Origin of the sequence: Tissierella sp., from assembly GCF_031460495.1 — a bacterium.
Taxonomy (GTDB): Bacteria; Bacillota; Clostridia; order Tissierellales; family Tissierellaceae; genus JAVKTS01.
This window is the reverse complement of sequence record NZ_JAVKTS010000001.1, coordinates 14,944-33,503: the sequence shown is the minus strand read 5'-3', so window position 1 is coordinate 33,503 and position 18,560 is coordinate 14,944. Positions and strand designations below refer to the sequence as shown.

At 32.1% G+C, this 18,560-nt stretch carries 18 protein-coding genes; 2 read left to right on the top strand and 16 right to left on the bottom strand.

The window, feature by feature from the left end; all coding sequences use genetic code 11:
- Positions 1 to 52 precede the first annotated feature (52 nt).
- The 3 genes from RIN63_RS00170 to RIN63_RS00160 form a co-directional block, all read right to left on the bottom strand.
- The gene (locus RIN63_RS00170) at positions 53 to 2,500 is read right to left on the bottom strand and encodes a heavy metal translocating P-type ATPase (RefSeq protein ID WP_310442619.1); all 2,448 of its coding nucleotides are present in this window, start codon (positions 2,498 to 2,500) and stop codon (positions 53 to 55) included.
- Positions 2,501 to 2,523: 23 nt separating this feature from the next.
- The gene (locus RIN63_RS00165) at positions 2,524 to 2,790 is read right to left on the bottom strand and encodes a metal-sensing transcriptional repressor (protein ID WP_310442618.1); all 267 of its coding nucleotides are present in this window, start codon (positions 2,788 to 2,790) and stop codon (positions 2,524 to 2,526) included.
- Positions 2,791 to 2,989: 199 nt separating this feature from the next.
- Complete coding sequence (locus tag RIN63_RS00160) at positions 2,990 to 4,486, bottom strand: M23 family metallopeptidase (RefSeq protein WP_310442617.1); 1,497 nt, start codon at positions 4,484 to 4,486, stop codon at positions 2,990 to 2,992.
- A 348-nt stretch (positions 4,487 to 4,834) separates the two neighbouring features.
- On the opposite strand from RIN63_RS00160, the gene yyaC reads away from it, so the two are divergent.
- Positions 4,835 to 5,428 carry a spore protease YyaC gene (yyaC, locus tag RIN63_RS00155; RefSeq protein ID WP_310442616.1) on the top strand — a complete coding sequence of 198 codons (594 nt, stop codon included), beginning with the start codon at positions 4,835 to 4,837 and terminating at the stop codon, positions 5,426 to 5,428.
- Positions 5,429 to 5,434: 6 nt separating this feature from the next.
- On the opposite strand, the gene RIN63_RS00150 is transcribed toward yyaC, so the two are convergent.
- The 10 genes from RIN63_RS00150 to RIN63_RS00105 form a co-directional block, all read right to left on the bottom strand.
- On the bottom strand, positions 5,435 to 6,322 hold the full coding sequence (locus RIN63_RS00150; RefSeq protein ID WP_310442615.1) for a diacylglycerol kinase family lipid kinase: 888 nt from the start codon (positions 6,320 to 6,322) through the stop codon (positions 5,435 to 5,437).
- Positions 6,323 to 6,336: 14 nt separating this feature from the next.
- Positions 6,337 to 6,858 carry a DUF4446 family protein gene (locus RIN63_RS00145; protein ID WP_310442614.1) on the bottom strand — a complete coding sequence of 174 codons (522 nt, stop codon included), beginning with the start codon at positions 6,856 to 6,858 and terminating at the stop codon, positions 6,337 to 6,339.
- Positions 6,859 to 6,872: 14 nt separating this feature from the next.
- Complete coding sequence (locus tag RIN63_RS00140; protein ID WP_310442613.1) at positions 6,873 to 8,015, bottom strand: aminotransferase class V-fold PLP-dependent enzyme; 1,143 nt, start codon at positions 8,013 to 8,015, stop codon at positions 6,873 to 6,875.
- A gap of 33 nt (positions 8,016 to 8,048) precedes the next feature.
- Positions 8,049 to 9,773, bottom strand: a complete 1,725-nt coding sequence (ade, locus tag RIN63_RS00135) for an adenine deaminase (protein ID WP_310442612.1) — start codon at positions 9,771 to 9,773, stop codon at positions 8,049 to 8,051.
- A gap of 98 nt (positions 9,774 to 9,871) precedes the next feature.
- Positions 9,872 to 10,510, bottom strand: coding sequence for a cyclodeaminase/cyclohydrolase family protein (locus tag RIN63_RS00130; RefSeq protein WP_310442611.1), 639 nt, complete (start codon positions 10,508 to 10,510; stop codon positions 9,872 to 9,874).
- Between the two features lie 112 nt (positions 10,511 to 10,622).
- The gene (locus RIN63_RS00125) at positions 10,623 to 11,519 is read right to left on the bottom strand and encodes a PhzF family phenazine biosynthesis protein (RefSeq protein WP_310442610.1); all 897 of its coding nucleotides are present in this window, start codon (positions 11,517 to 11,519) and stop codon (positions 10,623 to 10,625) included.
- Positions 11,520 to 11,564: 45 nt separating this feature from the next.
- Positions 11,565 to 12,425: a ParB/RepB/Spo0J family partition protein gene (locus tag RIN63_RS00120; RefSeq protein WP_310442609.1), complete on the bottom strand. Its 861-nt coding sequence runs from the start codon at positions 12,423 to 12,425 to the stop codon at positions 11,565 to 11,567.
- Between the two features lie 4 nt (positions 12,426 to 12,429).
- On the bottom strand, positions 12,430 to 13,197 hold the full coding sequence (locus RIN63_RS00115; RefSeq protein WP_310442608.1) for an AAA family ATPase: 768 nt from the start codon (positions 13,195 to 13,197) through the stop codon (positions 12,430 to 12,432).
- A 178-nt stretch (positions 13,198 to 13,375) separates the two neighbouring features.
- On the bottom strand, positions 13,376 to 13,606 hold the full coding sequence (locus tag RIN63_RS00110) for a hypothetical protein (protein WP_310442607.1): 231 nt from the start codon (positions 13,604 to 13,606) through the stop codon (positions 13,376 to 13,378).
- Positions 13,607 to 13,647: 41 nt separating this feature from the next.
- The gene (locus RIN63_RS00105; RefSeq protein ID WP_310442606.1) at positions 13,648 to 13,923 is read right to left on the bottom strand and encodes a putative signal transducing protein; all 276 of its coding nucleotides are present in this window, start codon (positions 13,921 to 13,923) and stop codon (positions 13,648 to 13,650) included.
- A 336-nt stretch (positions 13,924 to 14,259) separates the two neighbouring features.
- On the opposite strand from RIN63_RS00105, the gene RIN63_RS00100 reads away from it, so the two are divergent.
- Complete coding sequence (locus RIN63_RS00100) at positions 14,260 to 15,006, top strand: polysaccharide deacetylase family protein (protein WP_310442605.1); 747 nt, start codon at positions 14,260 to 14,262, stop codon at positions 15,004 to 15,006.
- Between the two features lie 46 nt (positions 15,007 to 15,052).
- Here the strand turns inward: RIN63_RS00100 and noc are convergent, their stop codons facing one another.
- The 3 genes from noc to mnmG all read right to left on the bottom strand — a co-directional run bounded on the left by noc (position 15,053) and on the right by mnmG (position 18,559).
- Entirely contained in the window at positions 15,053 to 15,844 is a 792-nt protein-coding gene (gene noc / locus RIN63_RS00095) for a nucleoid occlusion protein (RefSeq protein WP_310442604.1), read from the bottom strand.
- A 98-nt stretch (positions 15,845 to 15,942) separates the two neighbouring features.
- Positions 15,943 to 16,653: a 16S rRNA (guanine(527)-N(7))-methyltransferase RsmG gene (rsmG, locus tag RIN63_RS00090; RefSeq protein ID WP_310442603.1), complete on the bottom strand. Its 711-nt coding sequence runs from the start codon at positions 16,651 to 16,653 to the stop codon at positions 15,943 to 15,945.
- Positions 16,646 to 18,559 carry a tRNA uridine-5-carboxymethylaminomethyl(34) synthesis enzyme MnmG gene (mnmG, locus tag RIN63_RS00085; RefSeq protein WP_310443327.1) on the bottom strand — a complete coding sequence of 638 codons (1,914 nt, stop codon included), beginning with the start codon at positions 18,557 to 18,559 and terminating at the stop codon, positions 16,646 to 16,648. Before mnmG ends, rsmG begins: the two co-directional genes overlap by 8 nt.
- Position 18,560 lies beyond the last annotated feature (1 nt).

Below are 18,560 nucleotides of genomic sequence, written 5' to 3'. Positions count from 1 at the left end.
AATTTTAATTTAATATATAAAATCTGCTATGCAGATTATTAACATTTTACATCTATCTAACTGCTTTAAATTTCTTTAATCTTAGTGCATTTGTCAAAACTGATACTGAGCTTAAGCTCATTGCTGCTCCTGCTATCATTGGGTTTAGAAGTGGTCCTCCAAATATATGAAGAAGTCCCATAGCTACTGGAATTCCCAATGTATTATAACCAAATGCCCAGAATAAATTTTGCTTAATGTTCTTTATGGTGCTTTTACTCAACTGGATTGCAGTTGGTACATCCATAAGATCACTTCTCATTAGAACTATATCTGCTGATTCCATTGCTACATCTGTACCTGAACCAATTGCTATACCTATATCAGCTTGCGCTAATGCTGGAGCATCATTGATTCCATCTCCAACCATGGCTACCTTCTTACCTTCTCCTTGAAGCTTCTTAACTTCATTTGCCTTATCTTCAGGTAATACTTCTGCTAGAACTATATCTATACCTACTTGCTTTGCTATGGCTTCTGCTGTTCTCTTATTATCACCAGTTATCATAGCTACCTTAATTCCCATTTCATGTAATCTTTCTATAGCTCTCTTGCTGTTTTCCTTAACTGTATCTGCTACTGCAATAATTCCAGCCATATTATTATCTATAGCTACATACATAGGAGTCTTGCCCTCTTCTGCTAACCTATCAGAATCAGTTTCAAGATTTTCTAAGGATATATTTCTGTCCTTCATAAGCTTTCTATTACCTGCTAGAATAGTTTTGCCTTCTATTGTAACTTCGATACCATGACCAGGAATTGCATTAAATGTATCTACTTTCTTAAACTCTAATCCTTTTTCTTCAGCATCTTTTACTATTGATTCACCAAGTGGATGCTCTGAACCCTTTTCTGCAGATGCAGTAAGCTGTAGCAATTCAACTTCTGTAATTCCATTTGTTGGAACTACATCTGTTACCTTAGGTTTTCCCTCTGTGATTGTACCTGTTTTATCAAATACTATGGTTTGAACTTTATGTGCAGTTTCTAAAGCAGCTCCACTTTTGATTAAAACGCCATTTTCTGCACCTTTACCTGTTCCAACCATAATAGCTGTAGGAGTTGCTAAACCTAATGCACAAGGACATGCTATGACCAATACTGCTATAAATATTGTAAGGGCAAAGGTAGCAGATTCTCCGCCTATGAAGTACCATGCCAATCCTGAAATTATTGCTAATGCAATAACTATTGGAACAAAATATCCCGATATTACATCAGCCATCTTTGCTATGGGAGCTTTAGATCCTTGAGCATCCTCTACTAGCTTTATGATTTGAGCTAGTGCTGTATCTTTGCCAACTTTTGTAGCCTTATACTTTATCGAACCATTTTTATTTATACTAGCACCAATTACATTATCTCCAATATGTTTTTCTACAGGTATACTTTCTCCTGTGAGCATGGACTCATCAACTGAAGTTATACCTTCTACTACTTGACCATCTACTGGCATCTTTTCACCAGGTTTAACTACTATAATATCTCCAACCTCAACTTCATCTATGGAAATCTCTACTTCCTTTTCATCTCTGATAATTATTGCAGTCTTTGGAGCAAGACCCATTAACTTCTTTATAGCCTCTGAAGTTTTTCCTTTAGAAAGTGCTTCTAAATACTTACCAAGAGTTATCAATGTAATAATTACTCCGGCAGACTCAAAATATAAATCCATTGCATAGCCATGTTCCCCGCTAATAATCTTTATGGTAGCAAATATTCCATAAACAACTGCTGCTCCTGTACCTATTGCAATAAGTGAGTCCATATTTGGACTACCCTTGAGCAAGGTCTTTATACCAACAGTGTAAAACTTATATCCATAAACTACAACTGGAATAGTTAGGAATAATTGAGCCAATGCAAAATTAACTGGATTCATCATAGGATCTAAAAACATTGGCAGTGGTGCGCCCATCATATGTCCCATGGAAATATATAATAATGGTATTGTAAATATAGCAGAAATAATAAATCTCTTCCATAATGCCTTTATTTCATGCTCTTTCCTTTCTTTATCTGTATCTACTGTAGTTTCTTCTTCAATTGCCTTATATCCTGCCTTCTCTATTGCTTTCTTAATATCTGATGTTCTAAGGACTGACGGTTCATAACTAATGGATAGTTTTTCAGTAGCTAAATTAACATTTGCTTCTACTACACCATCTAGCTTTCTTGTAGCTCTTTCAACTGCTTTAGCACAGGAAGCACAAGTCATACCCTCTATAGCCATAGTTTTGTTAACTGTTTCAGAAATTGCCTTATATCCTGCCTTTTCCACAGCTGCCTGAATATCATTTACTGAAAGAGCAGCTTCATCGTAACTAATACTTAGCCTTTCAGTTGCTAAATTTACATTTGCTTCTGTAACACCTTCTAGTTTTTTAGTGGCCCTTTCTACGGCATTTGCACAAGATGCACAGGTCATGCCTTCTATTTGTAGTGATTTATTTACCATAAGTTTCCCTCCTATCAAAAAGATTACTTACCAATAACTTTTGCTAAAAGATCCATAACCTCTTCTAATTTTTCATCTCCATTATCCTGCTCAAAAGCCTGTCTTACACAATGATTCATATGTTGCTTTATAATCAACAAATCAGCCTTCTTCAATAATGACTGAGCTGCTAAAATTTGATTTGAAATATCAACACAATATCTATCATCCTCAAGCATCTTAATTGTTGCTTCAATTTGCCCCTTGGCAGTTTTTAAAGATTGCAATGCTTTCTTTTTTTCTGCGTTCATTTATAGACCTCCTTCCCCCTCCCCCTATTGGGGGGTGTATTTATATATTAATACCTTTTCTTATATTTGTCAATACCTTTTTTAAAGTTCTTTAAGCCCATCATTTATTAGTACTATTATAATGCTCAATGACTTCAATACTATTCTTAAAACTATACCTAGAGGCCAAGACACAAAAAGAGGAAGCATTAAGCTTCCTCTATTTCACATAGTTTCCTGGATTTTGGCTCTTACCATTTTTTAGAACTTCAAAGTGTAGATGAGACCCTGTGGATCTACCTGTACTTCCCATATTTCCTATATGTTGGCCTTTGTATACTTTTGTACCAACTGATACTAATATCTTGCTTAAGTGAGCATATCTAGTCTTAAATCCATTTCCATGATCAATTTCTACCATATTCCCATAAGCACCTTTATAGCCTACATATACTACTTTTCCTCCATCAGCTGCATTTATAGCTGTGCCTTTTTTGGCTGCTATATCAAGTCCTGTATGCATTCTTCCACTTCTCATCCCATATCTAGAAGATATCCTTCCCCTAGTAGGCATCAAGAATGCACCAGTAGCAGCAGTCTTTGGAACCTCTTTAGTTCCCTTGATTATTATTTGAGTAACTGGTTCTTCAAGTACTTCCGCTGATACTATTTCTTTTTCCACTAAAATCCCATTATGTTTTATTTCGTTAGCAACTATTTTTGATAAACCACTAGCGCCAGCTACTTTAGTCTTCTTTTCATTTTTATACATATTATCATTATATTCATATTCAGTTTCATATTTTACATTCTCCATATACTCAACTTGTGCAACTGTAGCTACAGTAAGTATAGACTTGGGTACTACCAGCTTAACTTCATCACCAATTTGGAGTTTATCTGGGTTTTTATCTTGGTTAGCAGCAGTTAATTCATCAACTGACAAACCATATATCTTGGATATTGTCCAGAGACTTTCTCCGACTTCTACTGTATGAATTCTTATCTCTTCAGAGCTTGTAAGTAAGTGATTATATAATTCTTCTGCATCCCCTATTTTGTATAAAGGCATGTTTTCCTTCACTATTTCTACTTTTTCTACTATTTTAACTTCCTTTATATTGGAATCTTCTTTAATCATCTCTCTATAAGGTTCTTCTATTCTCTTAATGATATTATCTATTTCTTCCTTAGTTTTCAAAGCTCCTATTTCAACATCATTTACTTTAAGAACATATCCTTGTACTAGAAAGCTAGTCTTAGCATTAACTTCATCCCTTATTTCTTCTTTAGAAGAAATAAACTCATCTTTTATTTTTGTCTCTATAAATTTCAAATCTTCTCTAAATACAATATCCATATCATATGTATTGGATAGTTCCGTTTCCAAATCTTCCATTATTTTTATAACATCTTCTTGTTGTCTAACAGTACCAATCTTATATTCACCTAGATAGACTTCAAAAGCTTCTAAACTAGCTTGATAAGATTCATATCCTGTAATACTTAAAGCTATTATAGATGTTATCATCAATAATACTAATGCTGATCTAAGTATAAGTTTTTTTGTATTAGTATTTATATTGTTTATTTTGAAGTCAAATTTTTTTAAGTCTATTTTTTTAAGTTTAATTTTCTTTCCATAGCTCTTTAACTTACTAATTTGTTTCTTTAGGTCATCTAGGCCTATCCCTGTTGGTTTAGGGCTATTAATCATAATATTTCCTCCTAGTTTGAGACTATTTAAACATATTTGTAATGCCATTGTAACCATTCTGTAATAATTATAACATACCTGGGAATTTATTCAACCCGTAATAAGCCTGTCTATTTGTTTATAGTATATTCCAATTTTTCTATTTTATTCATGTGCTTTATCCCGCTATTTCAACCCATTAGCATCTTTACTCTTTGATATGAAATTCAACATCTGAGAATTGTTACGAATATTTAATATGTTTCATTTTTTAATATAGGAGTATTTATGTTCTTTCTTTAGGTAATACTTCTATTATCTTCTCTGACTTAATACATATTAATAATAGGATATTTTAGGAGGATTATAATGAACATATTTCCAAAAAACAACTATATTAATTCATCTTCACCCTTCGCTTTATCCAGATTTTCTAATCTAATTACTACATATTTATCAGAACAATCTCTAAAGAATAAGAAATTAACAATCCTCTGCATTGGTACTGATAGGTCTACAGGCGATTCCTTAGGCCCTTTAGTAGGTCATAAACTTTCTCCTCTCATAAAAAACTATAAGGATATTAATATATTGGGAACTTTAGAACATCCTGTTCATGCACAAAATCTAGAATCTACTATACTGAGTATTAATAAGGAATGTAGCAATCCCCTTATCCTTGCAATAGATTCATCTTTAGGTAAACAGGATCGTGTAGGATATCTATCAATCAAAAATTCCCCTTTAAGGCCAGGGGCTGGAGTAAATAAAGTTTTGCCTTCTGTTGGAGATATCTCTATTACAGGAATTGTTAATATTGGTGGAATGATGGAATATATGGTATTGCAGAATACCAGATTGTCACTTGTAATGAATATGGCGGACATAATATCTAAGAGCTTATATTTATCCATTTCTAGATTGTATAGTGAGGGGTATGGTGAATTAATATTAAAAAAGTAGCCTAGGCTACTTTTTTTCACATATAACACTCAACCTTTTATCTTCAATAGTAAATATGATTTCTTTATCTCTAAATTTTACATCACCATCAATATTTAAATATATTCCTTCTTCCACTTTTATTTTAACTGTCTTTGCCTTAAATATCCTTACATACTTATGATATCTTACATGATTTCCTTTAAATATTGACGGAAAAAGAAATAAGGTTTTTATCTTACTTACACCGGATACCACACATATATCAAAATATCCATCATCAACCTTAGCCATAGGTAAAATTTTCATTCCACCACCATAATATTTCCCATTTCCTACTGCTAAGAGCATTATTTCTTCATCTAAGATTTTATCATCTATATTAATTTGAATTCTTTTCATTTTAAAATTAAACAGTGTATATACAACACTTATGGCATAGGATATTCTACTCTTAATTTTCTTTTTTATTTCTACATTATTTATCACTACTTCTGCATCAAAGCCAACGCTTGATATGTTTAAAAAGTTTGAGCCATTTACATTGCCAATGTCTATATCTCTTTTCAGACCTCTACATAATGTCTCCAAGGCCTCTTTTGGATCTAAGGATATATCTAATGACTTTGCTAGATCATTACCTGTACCTCCTGGTATAATTCCAAGGCTGCCTTTGTTTTTGTTGATTAAGCCTATAGCTACTTCATTTACAGTGCCATCGCCACCTACTGCTACAATTATTTCATAGTCATTAACACTTTTTTCTGCAATACAAGTGGCTTCACCTGGTTTTGATGTTAATAGCAAGTCATATTCCCTATTATACTTGTCCATTATTTCCTCAATCAAAGATCTTAGAGCTTTTGCCTTTCCACCACCAGCCACAGGATTTAAAATGAATAATATCCGTTCCATTACAAAATATCCTCCTACGAAAGAGTTTTCTCCTTATATTCGCCTAATATGGCTCTATCTATTGCTTGTATTTCTTCTACAGATAATGGATATATAGATTTCCCAAATTTAATTGGTTTTGCATAGCTAGTAGTATGTTCTCTACCATAAATACTTGTAAGTACAAAACCATTCTGAAACTTGTCCATAAGAGCAATAGAAAAACTCAAGTCAGATCCCATTTCAGAGAAAGCATTATATCTTACAAACCCAACCCTTTGAATTGCAAAAGCTAATTTTGTTTCTACATTCTCTATATTTTGTTGCATGATATTCATATCTATACGAATATCATGCAATTCCTCACCAGTTTTTATTAAGAGTTCTTCTATATTTACGCCTTTTACTCCTCTGACTAGAGTATTATATTTTTCTTTTATTTTTGATATTCTTATTTCAGCTATTAAATACAAGATGAATAATATGAATAGTGATACAATAAGTCCCATAATAATTTCTATGCTATAAGCTGCAATAAATTCTTTTAGCTGAACCATAAGATTTCTCCTTTCTAAACTTCCTTAGCAATGTCTTTTAAAGCTTTAATAGCAAAATCTATCTCTTCATGAGTGTTCTCATAACCAAAACTAAATCTAACTACACCCTGTTCAAATGTCCCAATTGTTTTATGTGCTAAAGGAGCACAATGTAGACCAGGTCTTACAGCAATATTATATTCCTCATCTAGTATATAACTTACTTCAGAGGAGTCCGCTTCTTTCACATTTAAGGCTACAACTGGTGCATGACTTCCCATTTCAAGAGTACCATAAAGCTTAACCCCTACAATCTTCCTTGCCTCTTCTATGAAATGCTTTGTCAGAGCTTCTTCTTTTTCTCGAATAGTATCTATACCTATTTTCATTATATGTTTTATACCAGCTCCAAGACCAACTATACCAGGGGCATTTGGTGTACCTGATTCAAATTTATCTGGCATCACATCTGGTTGCACTAAAGAATGTGAAATACTACCTGTACCTCCTTGGAAGGTTTCTGTAATTTCTATACCTTCTCTAATATATAATCCACCTGTACCTTGAGGTCCTAGTAACCCTTTGTGTCCAGGAAAAGCAAGCATATCAATATTCATTTTGTCTACATCAATGTTATAAACTCCAGCTGACTGAGCTCCGTCTACTAGATATAAAATTCCATGAGATTTTGCAATTTCTCCTATGGCACCAATATCCATTATTGTTCCTGTTAAATTTGAAATATGTGTAGTTACAATTAATTTTGTATTTGGTCTAATGCAATTTTTGATGTCTTCAGGGTTAATCCTTCCAAAAGAGTCTCCTTGCACTATGGTATTCTTAATACCTAACTTTTCTAAAGATACAATTGGTCTCAAGACAGAATTATGCTCCATAGATGTGGTAATTACATGGTCTCCTGGTTTCAAGACTCCCTTAATAGCCATATTTAGGCTTTCTGTACAATTAAATGTAAGAACTACATTCATTGGACTTTTTATATTGAAAAGCTTAGATATAGTTTCTCTAGTACCAAACACCCCTCTACTAGCCTGTAATGCAAGTTTATGCCCTGATCTTCCAGGATTAGCGCCATAGCCTACCATAGCATTCATTATTTCATCATATACTATTTTTGGCTTTGGAAAAGATGTAGCTGCGTTGTCGAAATATATCATTTTATCACTCCTTACTGTAAAGATTATACCATATTATTTTTCACTATACACTTCTATAAATTTAAATTTTTCTACATCAAATAATCCCATATCTGTAAGTTTAATTTTTGGAATTACAGGCAAGGCCATAAATGCCAATGTCATAAAAGGGTCGATATTCTTATTTACATTAAATTTATCATGAGATAAATTTATCATCTCTTTTAATGTTGCGTTTGTTTCCTCAATTGGCTTAGATGTCATTATTCCGCCTATCTCTAAAGGTAAGCTTCTAAGGACTTTCCCATTACTAGCCATGGTAATTCCTCCACCTATTCTCTTTAATTCCTCTATTGCTAATAAAATATCTTCATCATTATCTCCTATGACTATTATATTATGTGAATCATGAGCAACTGTTGACCCTATTGCACCATTTTTTATTTCAAAGTTTTCTATAAGCCCTACCCCTATGTTCCCAGTTGCATGATGCCTTTCAACTACCACAAGTTTTAGAATATCATTATTAGAGTAGTTAAAATATCCATCTACTACATCTACTTCTTTAACCACTAACTCCGTTGTTAAGCTACCATTTATTACACTAATTACATTGGCTTTATTAGTCTCCATTCTAATTTGAATATCTTCTATATTTACATCTTTTATATTTACAGAATTTGTGATATTACCTAGATTACTAATATTAGTCTCAAAAATAGCCTTGTTATTTTCTGCAACTAATTTCCCATTTTTAAATACTTGTAAAACATTAAAATCCTTCAAATTATCTAATACTACTAAATCTGCAATATAGCCTGGTGCTATTGCTCCCTTTTTCTGCAATCCATAACACTCCGCCGCATTTAAGCTAGCTATCCTTATAGCATCTACTGGGTCTACTCCTGCCTCTATGGCAAGTTTTATGTTAAAATCTATTGTTCCTTCATTAATTAAATCTTCAGGATGTCTATCATCAGTACAAAATAAAAATCTTCTAATATTATCTTTATTTACAGCTCCAATTATATTTCTCAAATCCTTTGCAGCAGACCCTTCCCTAAGAAGCACATACATTCCTAATCTTAATCTATTCTGCACTTCTTCTATGGTAGAACACTCATGCTCCGTCTTTATACCTGCAGCTAAATATGCATTTAGTTCATTATCTTTAATCATAGGCCCATGACCATCTACTATTATATCTTTTTTCAATAGCAATTTATCTAATATTTTTTCATCTGCAGCGATAAGTCCAGGATAATTCATCATTTCACCAAGACCAATTACAGTCTCTTCATCAAGTAATTTAGCTAAGTCTTCAGCCTCAAGTACTGCACCTGCATTTTCAAAATCTGTAGATGGCACACAACTAGGAAGCATTACATATACATCTAATGGAGTGTTTTTACTTTCTTCTATTATATATCTTATACCTTCTAGCCCACTAACATTCCCAATTTCATGAGGATCTGCTATTATACTAGTCACCCCTCTAGGTACTATAACCCTAGCAAACTGTGATGGAGATGACATAGAAGATTCTATATGAACATGACTGTCAATAAAGCCAGGAGATAAGTATTTTCCTGATAAATCTATTTCCTCTTCTCCTTTATATTCACCTATTCCTACTATACTGCCATTGTCTATGGCTACATTGTTCTTAATTATCTCTCCAGTAAAAACATTAATTATATTGACATTCTTCAGTACTAATTGTGACTTCTCGCTACCTTTTGCTTTTATAATAAGATTTTTTAATTCAATTTTAGACATTTTCTTCCCCCTAAAAAAATTATTAAATCTATTAGATTATATATACTTTAATTATCCTTTATATTTATGGTTAAAGAAAAGAGAAGGTTTCCCTTCTCTTACCCTAGTCTTTCGTATACAACTGCTATTATTTCCTCTTTTAATTTTTTTCCTTCACTTAAGATGCTATCCACTTTAGCAGCAATCTCTTTTTTATATTCTTCATTTTTTATACTACCTAAATTAATAGTTACATTAAATAAAGCTCCTTCTAAACCAGAATAAGCTAGTAATGTACCTACTCCTATATCTGTTATTGCATTTACATTACCATATCTTGCAAAAATATCTTGTAATTTTAATACTCTTAGACATTTTTCTGCACATCTTAATGGAACTTCTAAAGCTATTTTATACCCTTCTTGAATGGCATTGCTTCTAACCAACTTTTCCTCATCAGTTTCCTTAGGAAGTTTGAAAGCATCCATAACTTTATCAAAAGCTTTTGTGTCCTCATCAACTATATTGTTTAAAATCTCCACAATCTTTTCAACTTCCTCATTACTTGCAGCCATTTCTTTTTTAATCTCATCTGATAATTCTTCATAAGCCTTCTTACCTACCGATAGATTACTTACCATATTAGTAAGGGCTCCTCCTAAACTTCCCACTAGAGCTGAAACACTACCACCACCTGGAGTAGGTTCATTACTAGCTACATCGGCAATATACTGTTTTAAACTTTTTTCAATAAACATTAATTAAAACACCTCCTAATAGTATCTTACTATAAATACATGAAAAATGAAATACCATTGTACCCTTACATTTACCAATTTGTTAAATATATACAAAGAATTTCTTCAATTTCTACGGAAGTAGTATACCACTGATTACTATCTTTGATTCTCCTCCAACTTTAACAATATATTTACCGTCAGTTTCTTCAATGTTACAATGTATTTGGCTAGGTCTATTCATTGATTCTCCTTGGTAAGATACTATATTGTTTCTATCTATAAGATTTTTTGTTTTTAGAAAATAAATAAGAACCCCGTTGGATGTTCCCGTGGCAGCTTCTTCATCTATGCCAACCAAGGGAGCGAAGTTTCTAGTATATACTATAGGAGAATTCAAGTCAGGTAAGTAAAATGCATGGACACCAACAACTCCAAGTTCTTGAGAAATCTTAGATAATTCCTTCATGTCAACATGTAGGTTATCCAATGCCTCTTTACTTTTTACTGGTAATATTATATCCGGAAGTCCTGTAGTAATGATATCCGGATATATAGTTTCATTTAGTACCCCTAGGTCCTCTAGATTCATTCCCATTGCTTTTAATAATTCTTCAGGATTGTTTATACTGTTTAATGTTTTTGGAGTAGCTTGTTCCATATATACCTTATCTACTTCTCTATCTTTAAATATAATATCAACAGCTAGTTTTCCTGCTTTTGTTTTTTGATAAACTGTCTTTCTTCCATTTAAAATAGGTTTTATATATCCCATCTTGGCTAAGGTGTAAAATGTGCCAATGGTAGCATGTCCACATAAATCCACTTCACAAGTGGGGGTAAAAAACCTTACACTATAAAGATCTTCATCTAATAATGTTGCGAAAGCTGTTTCAGATAAATTCATTTCTTTAGCTATGTTTTGCATGTTTTCTTCTGTTAAAAATCTTGCATCAGGCACAACGCCAGCAGGATTGCCACCAAAGGCCTTGTTTGAGAAGGCATCTACTTGATATATAGTTAATTCCATTTTATTTTCTCCCTTCTTTAACAAATTAATGTTCCACGTGGAACATTAATTTGTTAAAATGTCTATAAGCCTTTCCAAGTCTTCGTTCCCATAGTATTCTATCTCTATCTTCCCTTTCTTATTTCCTTGAATTAAGCTTACCTTTGTACCTAGAGCCTTCATTAAGCTATCTTCCAAGTCCACTGCATATGGATCCTTTTTTCTTTTAATTTGAAGTTTTTTTGTTGGTTTTTCTTTCTCCCTAACTATGCTTTCAGTTTCTCGAACATTTAAATTGTTGTTAATTATTTTTTTTGCAGCTGACAATTGCTCATTCTTATCCTTTATACCTAATAGCACCTTTCCATGACCAGCCGTCAATTCTCCCTTAGCTATATAGTCTATTATATCTTTGTCTAAGTTTAGAAGTCTAATGGTATTGGAAATATAAGATCTGGATTTCCCAACTTGAGATGCTACTTCATCTTGAGTTAAGTTGAAGTTTGACATCAGTTTCTTATAAGCAACAGCTTCCTCTATAGGACTTAAATCTTCCCGTTGGATATTCTCTATTAATGCAAACTTTGCTGATACATCTTCTGTTACATCCTTTAATATACACGGTATTTCTTTTAACCCTGCTGTTTTGCATGCTCTCCATCTTCTTTCGCCTGCTATAATTTCATATTTATCTTTAATTTTTCTAACTATGATAGGTTGAATTAATCCATTTTCTTCTATTGAACTTGCTAACTCATCCAAAGCTTCTTTATGGAACTCTTGCCTTGGCTGATTTCCATTAGCTACTATTAGATTAATATCTATGCTTCTAATAGACTCCTTATGGATATTACTATGATCAATATCTACTTCGTCAGAGATTAAAGCTGATAGACCTTTCCCTAATCCTCTCTTTTTAGTACTCACCTAATCACTCCTCTACCAATTCTAGAAATTCTTCTGCCAATTCCATATAAGCCTCTGAGCCCTTTGATTTGTTATCATAATCCATAATAGACAAACCATAACTTGGAGCTTCTGCTAATCTTACATTCCTTGGAATAAGACTTACATATACTTTTCCTTTGAAAAAGTTTTTCACTTCATCTACTACTTGTATAGATAGGTTTGTCCTACCATCAAACATACTAAGAACTACTCCCTCAATTTCCAAATCAGGATTTAATCCTTTCCTCACAAGTTTTATAGTCTCAAACAATTGACTGACTCCCTCAAGGGCATAATACTCACACTGAATTGGTATTATTACACTATCTGATGCTACTAACCCAAGTATTGATAGTATTCCTAGAGAAGGTGGACAATCTATAAATATAAAATCATAATCATTCTTAATCTCTAGCAGTTTATCTCTTAGGATCTTTTCCCAATTACCTTCTCTGGCTAATTCTATTTCTAAACCGGCTAATTCATTATTAGATCCTATAATACTCACATTTTCTGCTGAACTTTCTCTAATAGCTTCTGATGGACCCACTTCCTTAACTAACACATCATAAATAATTGGATGTCCATCAGATTTATCCACTCCAAGTCCAGAAGTTGCATTTCCTTGTGGATCAATGTCTACTAAAAGAACCTTTTTTCCTAATTTCCCTACACCTGCACAAAGATTTATTGTGGTAGTAGTCTTTCCAACTCCACCTTTTTGATTAAATATCGAAATTATCTTACCCAAAAAACCACCACCTTGTATTTCTTCTCTATTATATAATATCAGATTATGTAGATATTACAAAGACATCTTTATGTTCCACGTGGAACATTATTAATAATTATACTCACACTCCACTCTCTAACTAGCATTCATTATAATTATTACTATAACCCTCACTTTGTTTATCTAAAAATATAGTTTATTTCTTTTTTCTTGACTTAATAAAACGGGCAACAAGTACAAAAACCCCTACCCCTATAAGCTTAAATTCCCAAAGATGAAAAAAGTTTCTGATAAAATAATCTAAAAAGGCAAGAATTTTTGATGATTCAATAGGAGATATGTATTTAATTTGAGCTCCCGCAAAAAAACCAAACAATATATAAATTACTAAAGATCCCATTAATAAGGATTTGATATTATCCTTCAAATATTTCACCTCCGTCCATGGGAATGACACAAAGGTCATTCCTATTCTCCGATTATAATCCCTTCTAAAACAGCATTAGCTTTTTCATAAAAAGATTTTTCTACCAATACAGATGCACCATAAAGTGTTTGACCTGTTATTATTTTCATATATCCTCCGATACCTGGCTCCTTTATGATATAAGATATATTGTCTTCGTCTAATAAACTTTTGATTAAATCTAATTCAAAATTATTGTTTGCTATTCTTAGAAGAACTAATTCTAAATCGTCTTTTTGATTATTAGTATCATTTTTCTTTTCTAACATATAGATCATCTATCCCTCTAATATTTATTATATACTTTTACAAAATATTTAAATTCCTACTCTCTTTTCTCATTCTTTACCCAAATATCCTTCTACTACTATATTTTATATAAAACTATATTAAATTGATACCACAAATTTTAAGTTTCACTTTTAACGGCCTTATATGCCAAAATTTAACTTAATTATGTTTTGTATACCAACAATATGGACATCCTTCTAAAAACCTCTTAAATTTGAAAATAAACCCTATCTTTTTTTGTGAATTTCTATAATATGTACTTGCTCATATGAATATATATCTTATATATAGTATATCTTATTTAAAGATAAGGGGAATAATCCATGGGGAAGTTAAAAAAAGATTTAAATATAATATTAAATATATATATAGTAGTAATGTTATTAACCATAACATTCATACAGTCTTATACTCCTGATACAATTTATACATTTTCAGATAGTGCCATGGTAGTTTTTACAAAAGGTTCATCAACAGAAAAAAAAATCGCATTAAGTTTTGATGACGGACCTCATCCTGAGTATACTAATCAGATACTAGATTTGCTAAAAGAATATAGTATTCCTGGAACTTTTTTTGTATTGGGAAAACACGCAGAATTATATCCTGAAATTATTAAAAGACAAGTAGCTGAAGGACATGAAATAGGAAATCACTCATACTCTCATGTTAATATGAAAAAAGCTTCCACTAAGGTAGTTAAAGAGGAATTTGAAAAGACTCAAGAAATAGTTTCTTCCATAAGTAATACTAGGCCTAAAGTCTTTAGACCTCCATATGGTAATTATAACAAAGAGGTAATTAAAGTAATAAGTAGTGACAACTCTATTTTAGTTCTCTGGACATTTTATCAAGATTCAAAGGATTGGTCAAATCCTGGAGTAGAAGCAATAGTTAATACAACCTTATCAAAGATACAAAATGGGGATATTATACTATTTCATGATTATGTATATAAAAATGAGAGTAATACAGTGGAAGCACTAAAGACTATAATTCCAGAATTAATTAAAGAAGGATACAGCTTTGTAACTATATCTGAATTAATAAATATATCCCAAGAGAAATAAATATCAACATACAATCAAAATAAAGTCGAGGAATTAATCCTCGACTTTATTTTGGTATACGAACTGTAACTTCTACATGATCACCTTTATCTATCTCTTTATAATCTGCATTTATTCCTGTATTCTTAATGGCAGAAAAAGCATTTTTTATGGTATTTAAATAAATCCTAATATTTATCATACTTTTGATATTTTGTTTAACTTCATTTGTTTCAGTCTTTGTCAAATCATTTAATATATCTTCAACTAAAGCCTCCGTTTTGTTTACATTTAGCTCGTTCTTTACTACTCTATCTAATATTTTCCTTTTCAAGTCATCATCTGAAAGCTTCAGTAATGCACGACCATGCCTTTCTGTAAGATTAGACTCTAATAAGCTCCTCTTTATATCATCTGGTAATTTCAAAAGTCTTAATTTATTAGCTACTGTTGATTGATTCTTTCCCATTTTCTCTGCAATTTCTTGTTGAGTAAATCCATGATCTACTATAAGATTGTTATAACCTTCTGCCTCCTCTATAAAATTCAAATCCTCTCTTTGTAAGTTTTCCATCAATGCAATAATAGCAGATTCTTTATCACGATAGTCAACAACAATAGCTGGTATTTCTGAAAGTTCAGCCAGTTCTGATGCTCTTAGCCTTCTCTCTCCAGCAATTAATTCATATGAGTCAGCCTTAAGTTGCCTCACACTGATTGGCTGAATTATTCCATAGGACTTTATAGATTGGCTTAATTCTTCTAAAGATTTTTGATTAAAATCCTTCCTAGGTTGATATGGATTTGGCTTGATAATTGATATAGGAATATACTTAACCTCTGGTTGAACATCTTTCATAACATCCCTCTTTTCCTTTGACTTTAGTATATAATTCTATATTGAATTCCAAATTTCCTTCTTTATTACCCAAGTATTTTCCAACAAATTCTCTTATATTACAATGGATTTTTCTTAGGTTTCCCACCGGCCCTAGGATATTTTGTCGAGGTATCTTTAATTTTCTCAATTATTATCAAAGAATGTTCGATATCTGATTCTGGAAGTACAATTATTTCCTTCTTAACTATTTTTCCACCTAATATTTTAATACCATTTTCAGATTCTTTAAGCTCTTCTTCTACATTTGAGCCCTTCATAGATATGAAATATCCTCCAACTTTTACAAAAGGCATACAATACTCGGATAAAGTATTAAGTGATGCTACTGCTCTAGATACACATATATCATATTTTTCTCTATACTCCATCATTCTACCAAGTTCTTCAGCTCTACCATGTACAGCAACTATGTTTGAAAGCTGCAATGACTCTATTACTTCTTTTAAAAAAATTATTCTTTTATTTAAACTATCTAGCAATGTTACATCCAGTTCATTATTTAGTATTTTTAAAGGTAATCCTGGAAATCCCCCTCCAGTTCCTACATCTATTACTTTCTTTTTTCCAACAAAATATTTTAAAGGTGTTAAGCTATCTAAGAAATGTTTAATATCAATCTCTCTATCATCGGTAATTGCAGTTATGTTAATTTTTTCATTCCATTCTTTTAGCATATCCTTATAATTACTAAATTGTTCCCTTTGTTTTTCATTTAATTCTATTCCTAACTCCACTACCCCTTTTAACAAGGTATTAATATCAGTCATCTTTCCCTACCCTTTCTTCCCTTCTTTTTTGTTCTAAATAAATCAAAAGCATATTTATATCTGAAGGTGAAACTCCTGATATTCTAGATGCTTGACCTACTGAATCAGGTTTTATTTTGCTTAATTTTTGCTTTGCTTCACTACTTAGATTTTTTACTTCATTATAATCCAAATCTTGACTTAAGGCCTTTTTCTCTAATTTTTTAAATTGTTCGATTTGTATCATTTGTTTCTTTATATATCCTTCATATTTGATTTGGGTCTCTACTTGGAGCCTAATCTCTCTTAATAATTCAGGCCTATCTATATCTAATTCTGATAAAATATCATATCCTAACTCTGGTCTCTTAATTAAATCATAAAGACTCGTTGAAGTATTTATAGCTGATGTTTTAAGACTTTCTAATATTTGATTATTCTCCTTGGTTGGATTAATTTGTATTTTCTTAAGTCTTTCCAATTCTTTTTCTATATAATCTTTTTTCTCTAAGGTCTTTTTATATCTTTCTTCTGTGGCTAAACCTATTTTATATCCACGCTCTGTAAGCCTTAAATCTGCGTTATCTTGCCTTAGTGTAAGTCTATATTCAGCCCTTGATGTCATCATCCTATATGGCTCTTCTGTTCCCTTAGTTACCAAGTCATCAATTAAGACTCCAATATATGCTTCCGATCTATCTAATACAAAGGCTTCCTCACCTTTTATATTTAAAACAGCATTAATTCCTGCAATTAATCCTTGAGCTGCAGCTTCTTCATATCCTGAAGATCCGTTTACTTGTCCTGCAAAAAACAGATTATTTATTTCCTTATGCTCCAAAGACCTTTTTAAGATTGTAGGATCAATTGAATCATATTCAATAGCATATGCAGATCTCATGAATTTTACATTTTCTAAGCCTTTTATTTTTCTATACATTTCTAACTGTACTTCTTCTGGCAAAGTGGAACTAGCACCTTGTACATACATTTCCTTAGTTGATAGCCCCTCTGGTTCAATAAATATTTGATGTTTATTTTTATCTGAGAATCTAACCACCTTGTCCTCAATGGAAGGACAATATCTTGGCCCTACTCCATCAATATCACCTGAATACATAGGTGAACGATGTAAATTATCTCTTATTATGTCGTGCATCTCTTCAGTAGTATAAGTCAAATAACATGGTAACTGCTCAATATCAAATTTCTTTTCCATATTTAAGAAAGAAAAAGGTATAACTTCTTCATCTCCAGGCTGAATTTCCATTTTTGAATAGTCTATACTATCTCTATGGACCCTAGCAGGTGTACCTGTCTTAAGCCTTCTAAGATCAAATCCCTTTCCTTCTAAAGCATCTGATAAAAGTATGGAAGGAAACATACCGTCAGGACCTGACTCATAGTTAATCTCTCCCATATAAACTCTTCCCTTTAGATAAGTTCCCGTAGCCAATACTACAGACTTACAATTATATATAGCCCCAGTTCTTGTTAAGATTCCAGATATGGATTTATCTTCCAATAAAATATCCACTACTTCTCCCTGTCTCAAGGTTAGATTCGGTTCATCTTCTAATGCTTTTTTCATTTCTATATGGTATGTCTTTTTATCAGCTTGTACTCTAAGAGAATGAACAGCTGGACCTTTTGAGGTATTTAACATCTTAGATTGTATAAATGACTTATCTATATTTATAGCCATCTCCCCACCTAAGGCGTCGATTTCTCTGACTAAATGACCTTTTCCTGTACCACCTATATTGGGATTGCAAGAGAGAGCTACAATAGAATCTAAGCTCATAGTCATCATCATAGTTTTCATTCCCATTCTGCTACTTGCCAATGCTGCCTCTACACCAGCATGACCAGCTCCCACTACAATAACATCATATTCTCCTGCAAAATAATGTTTAACTTCTTTCATA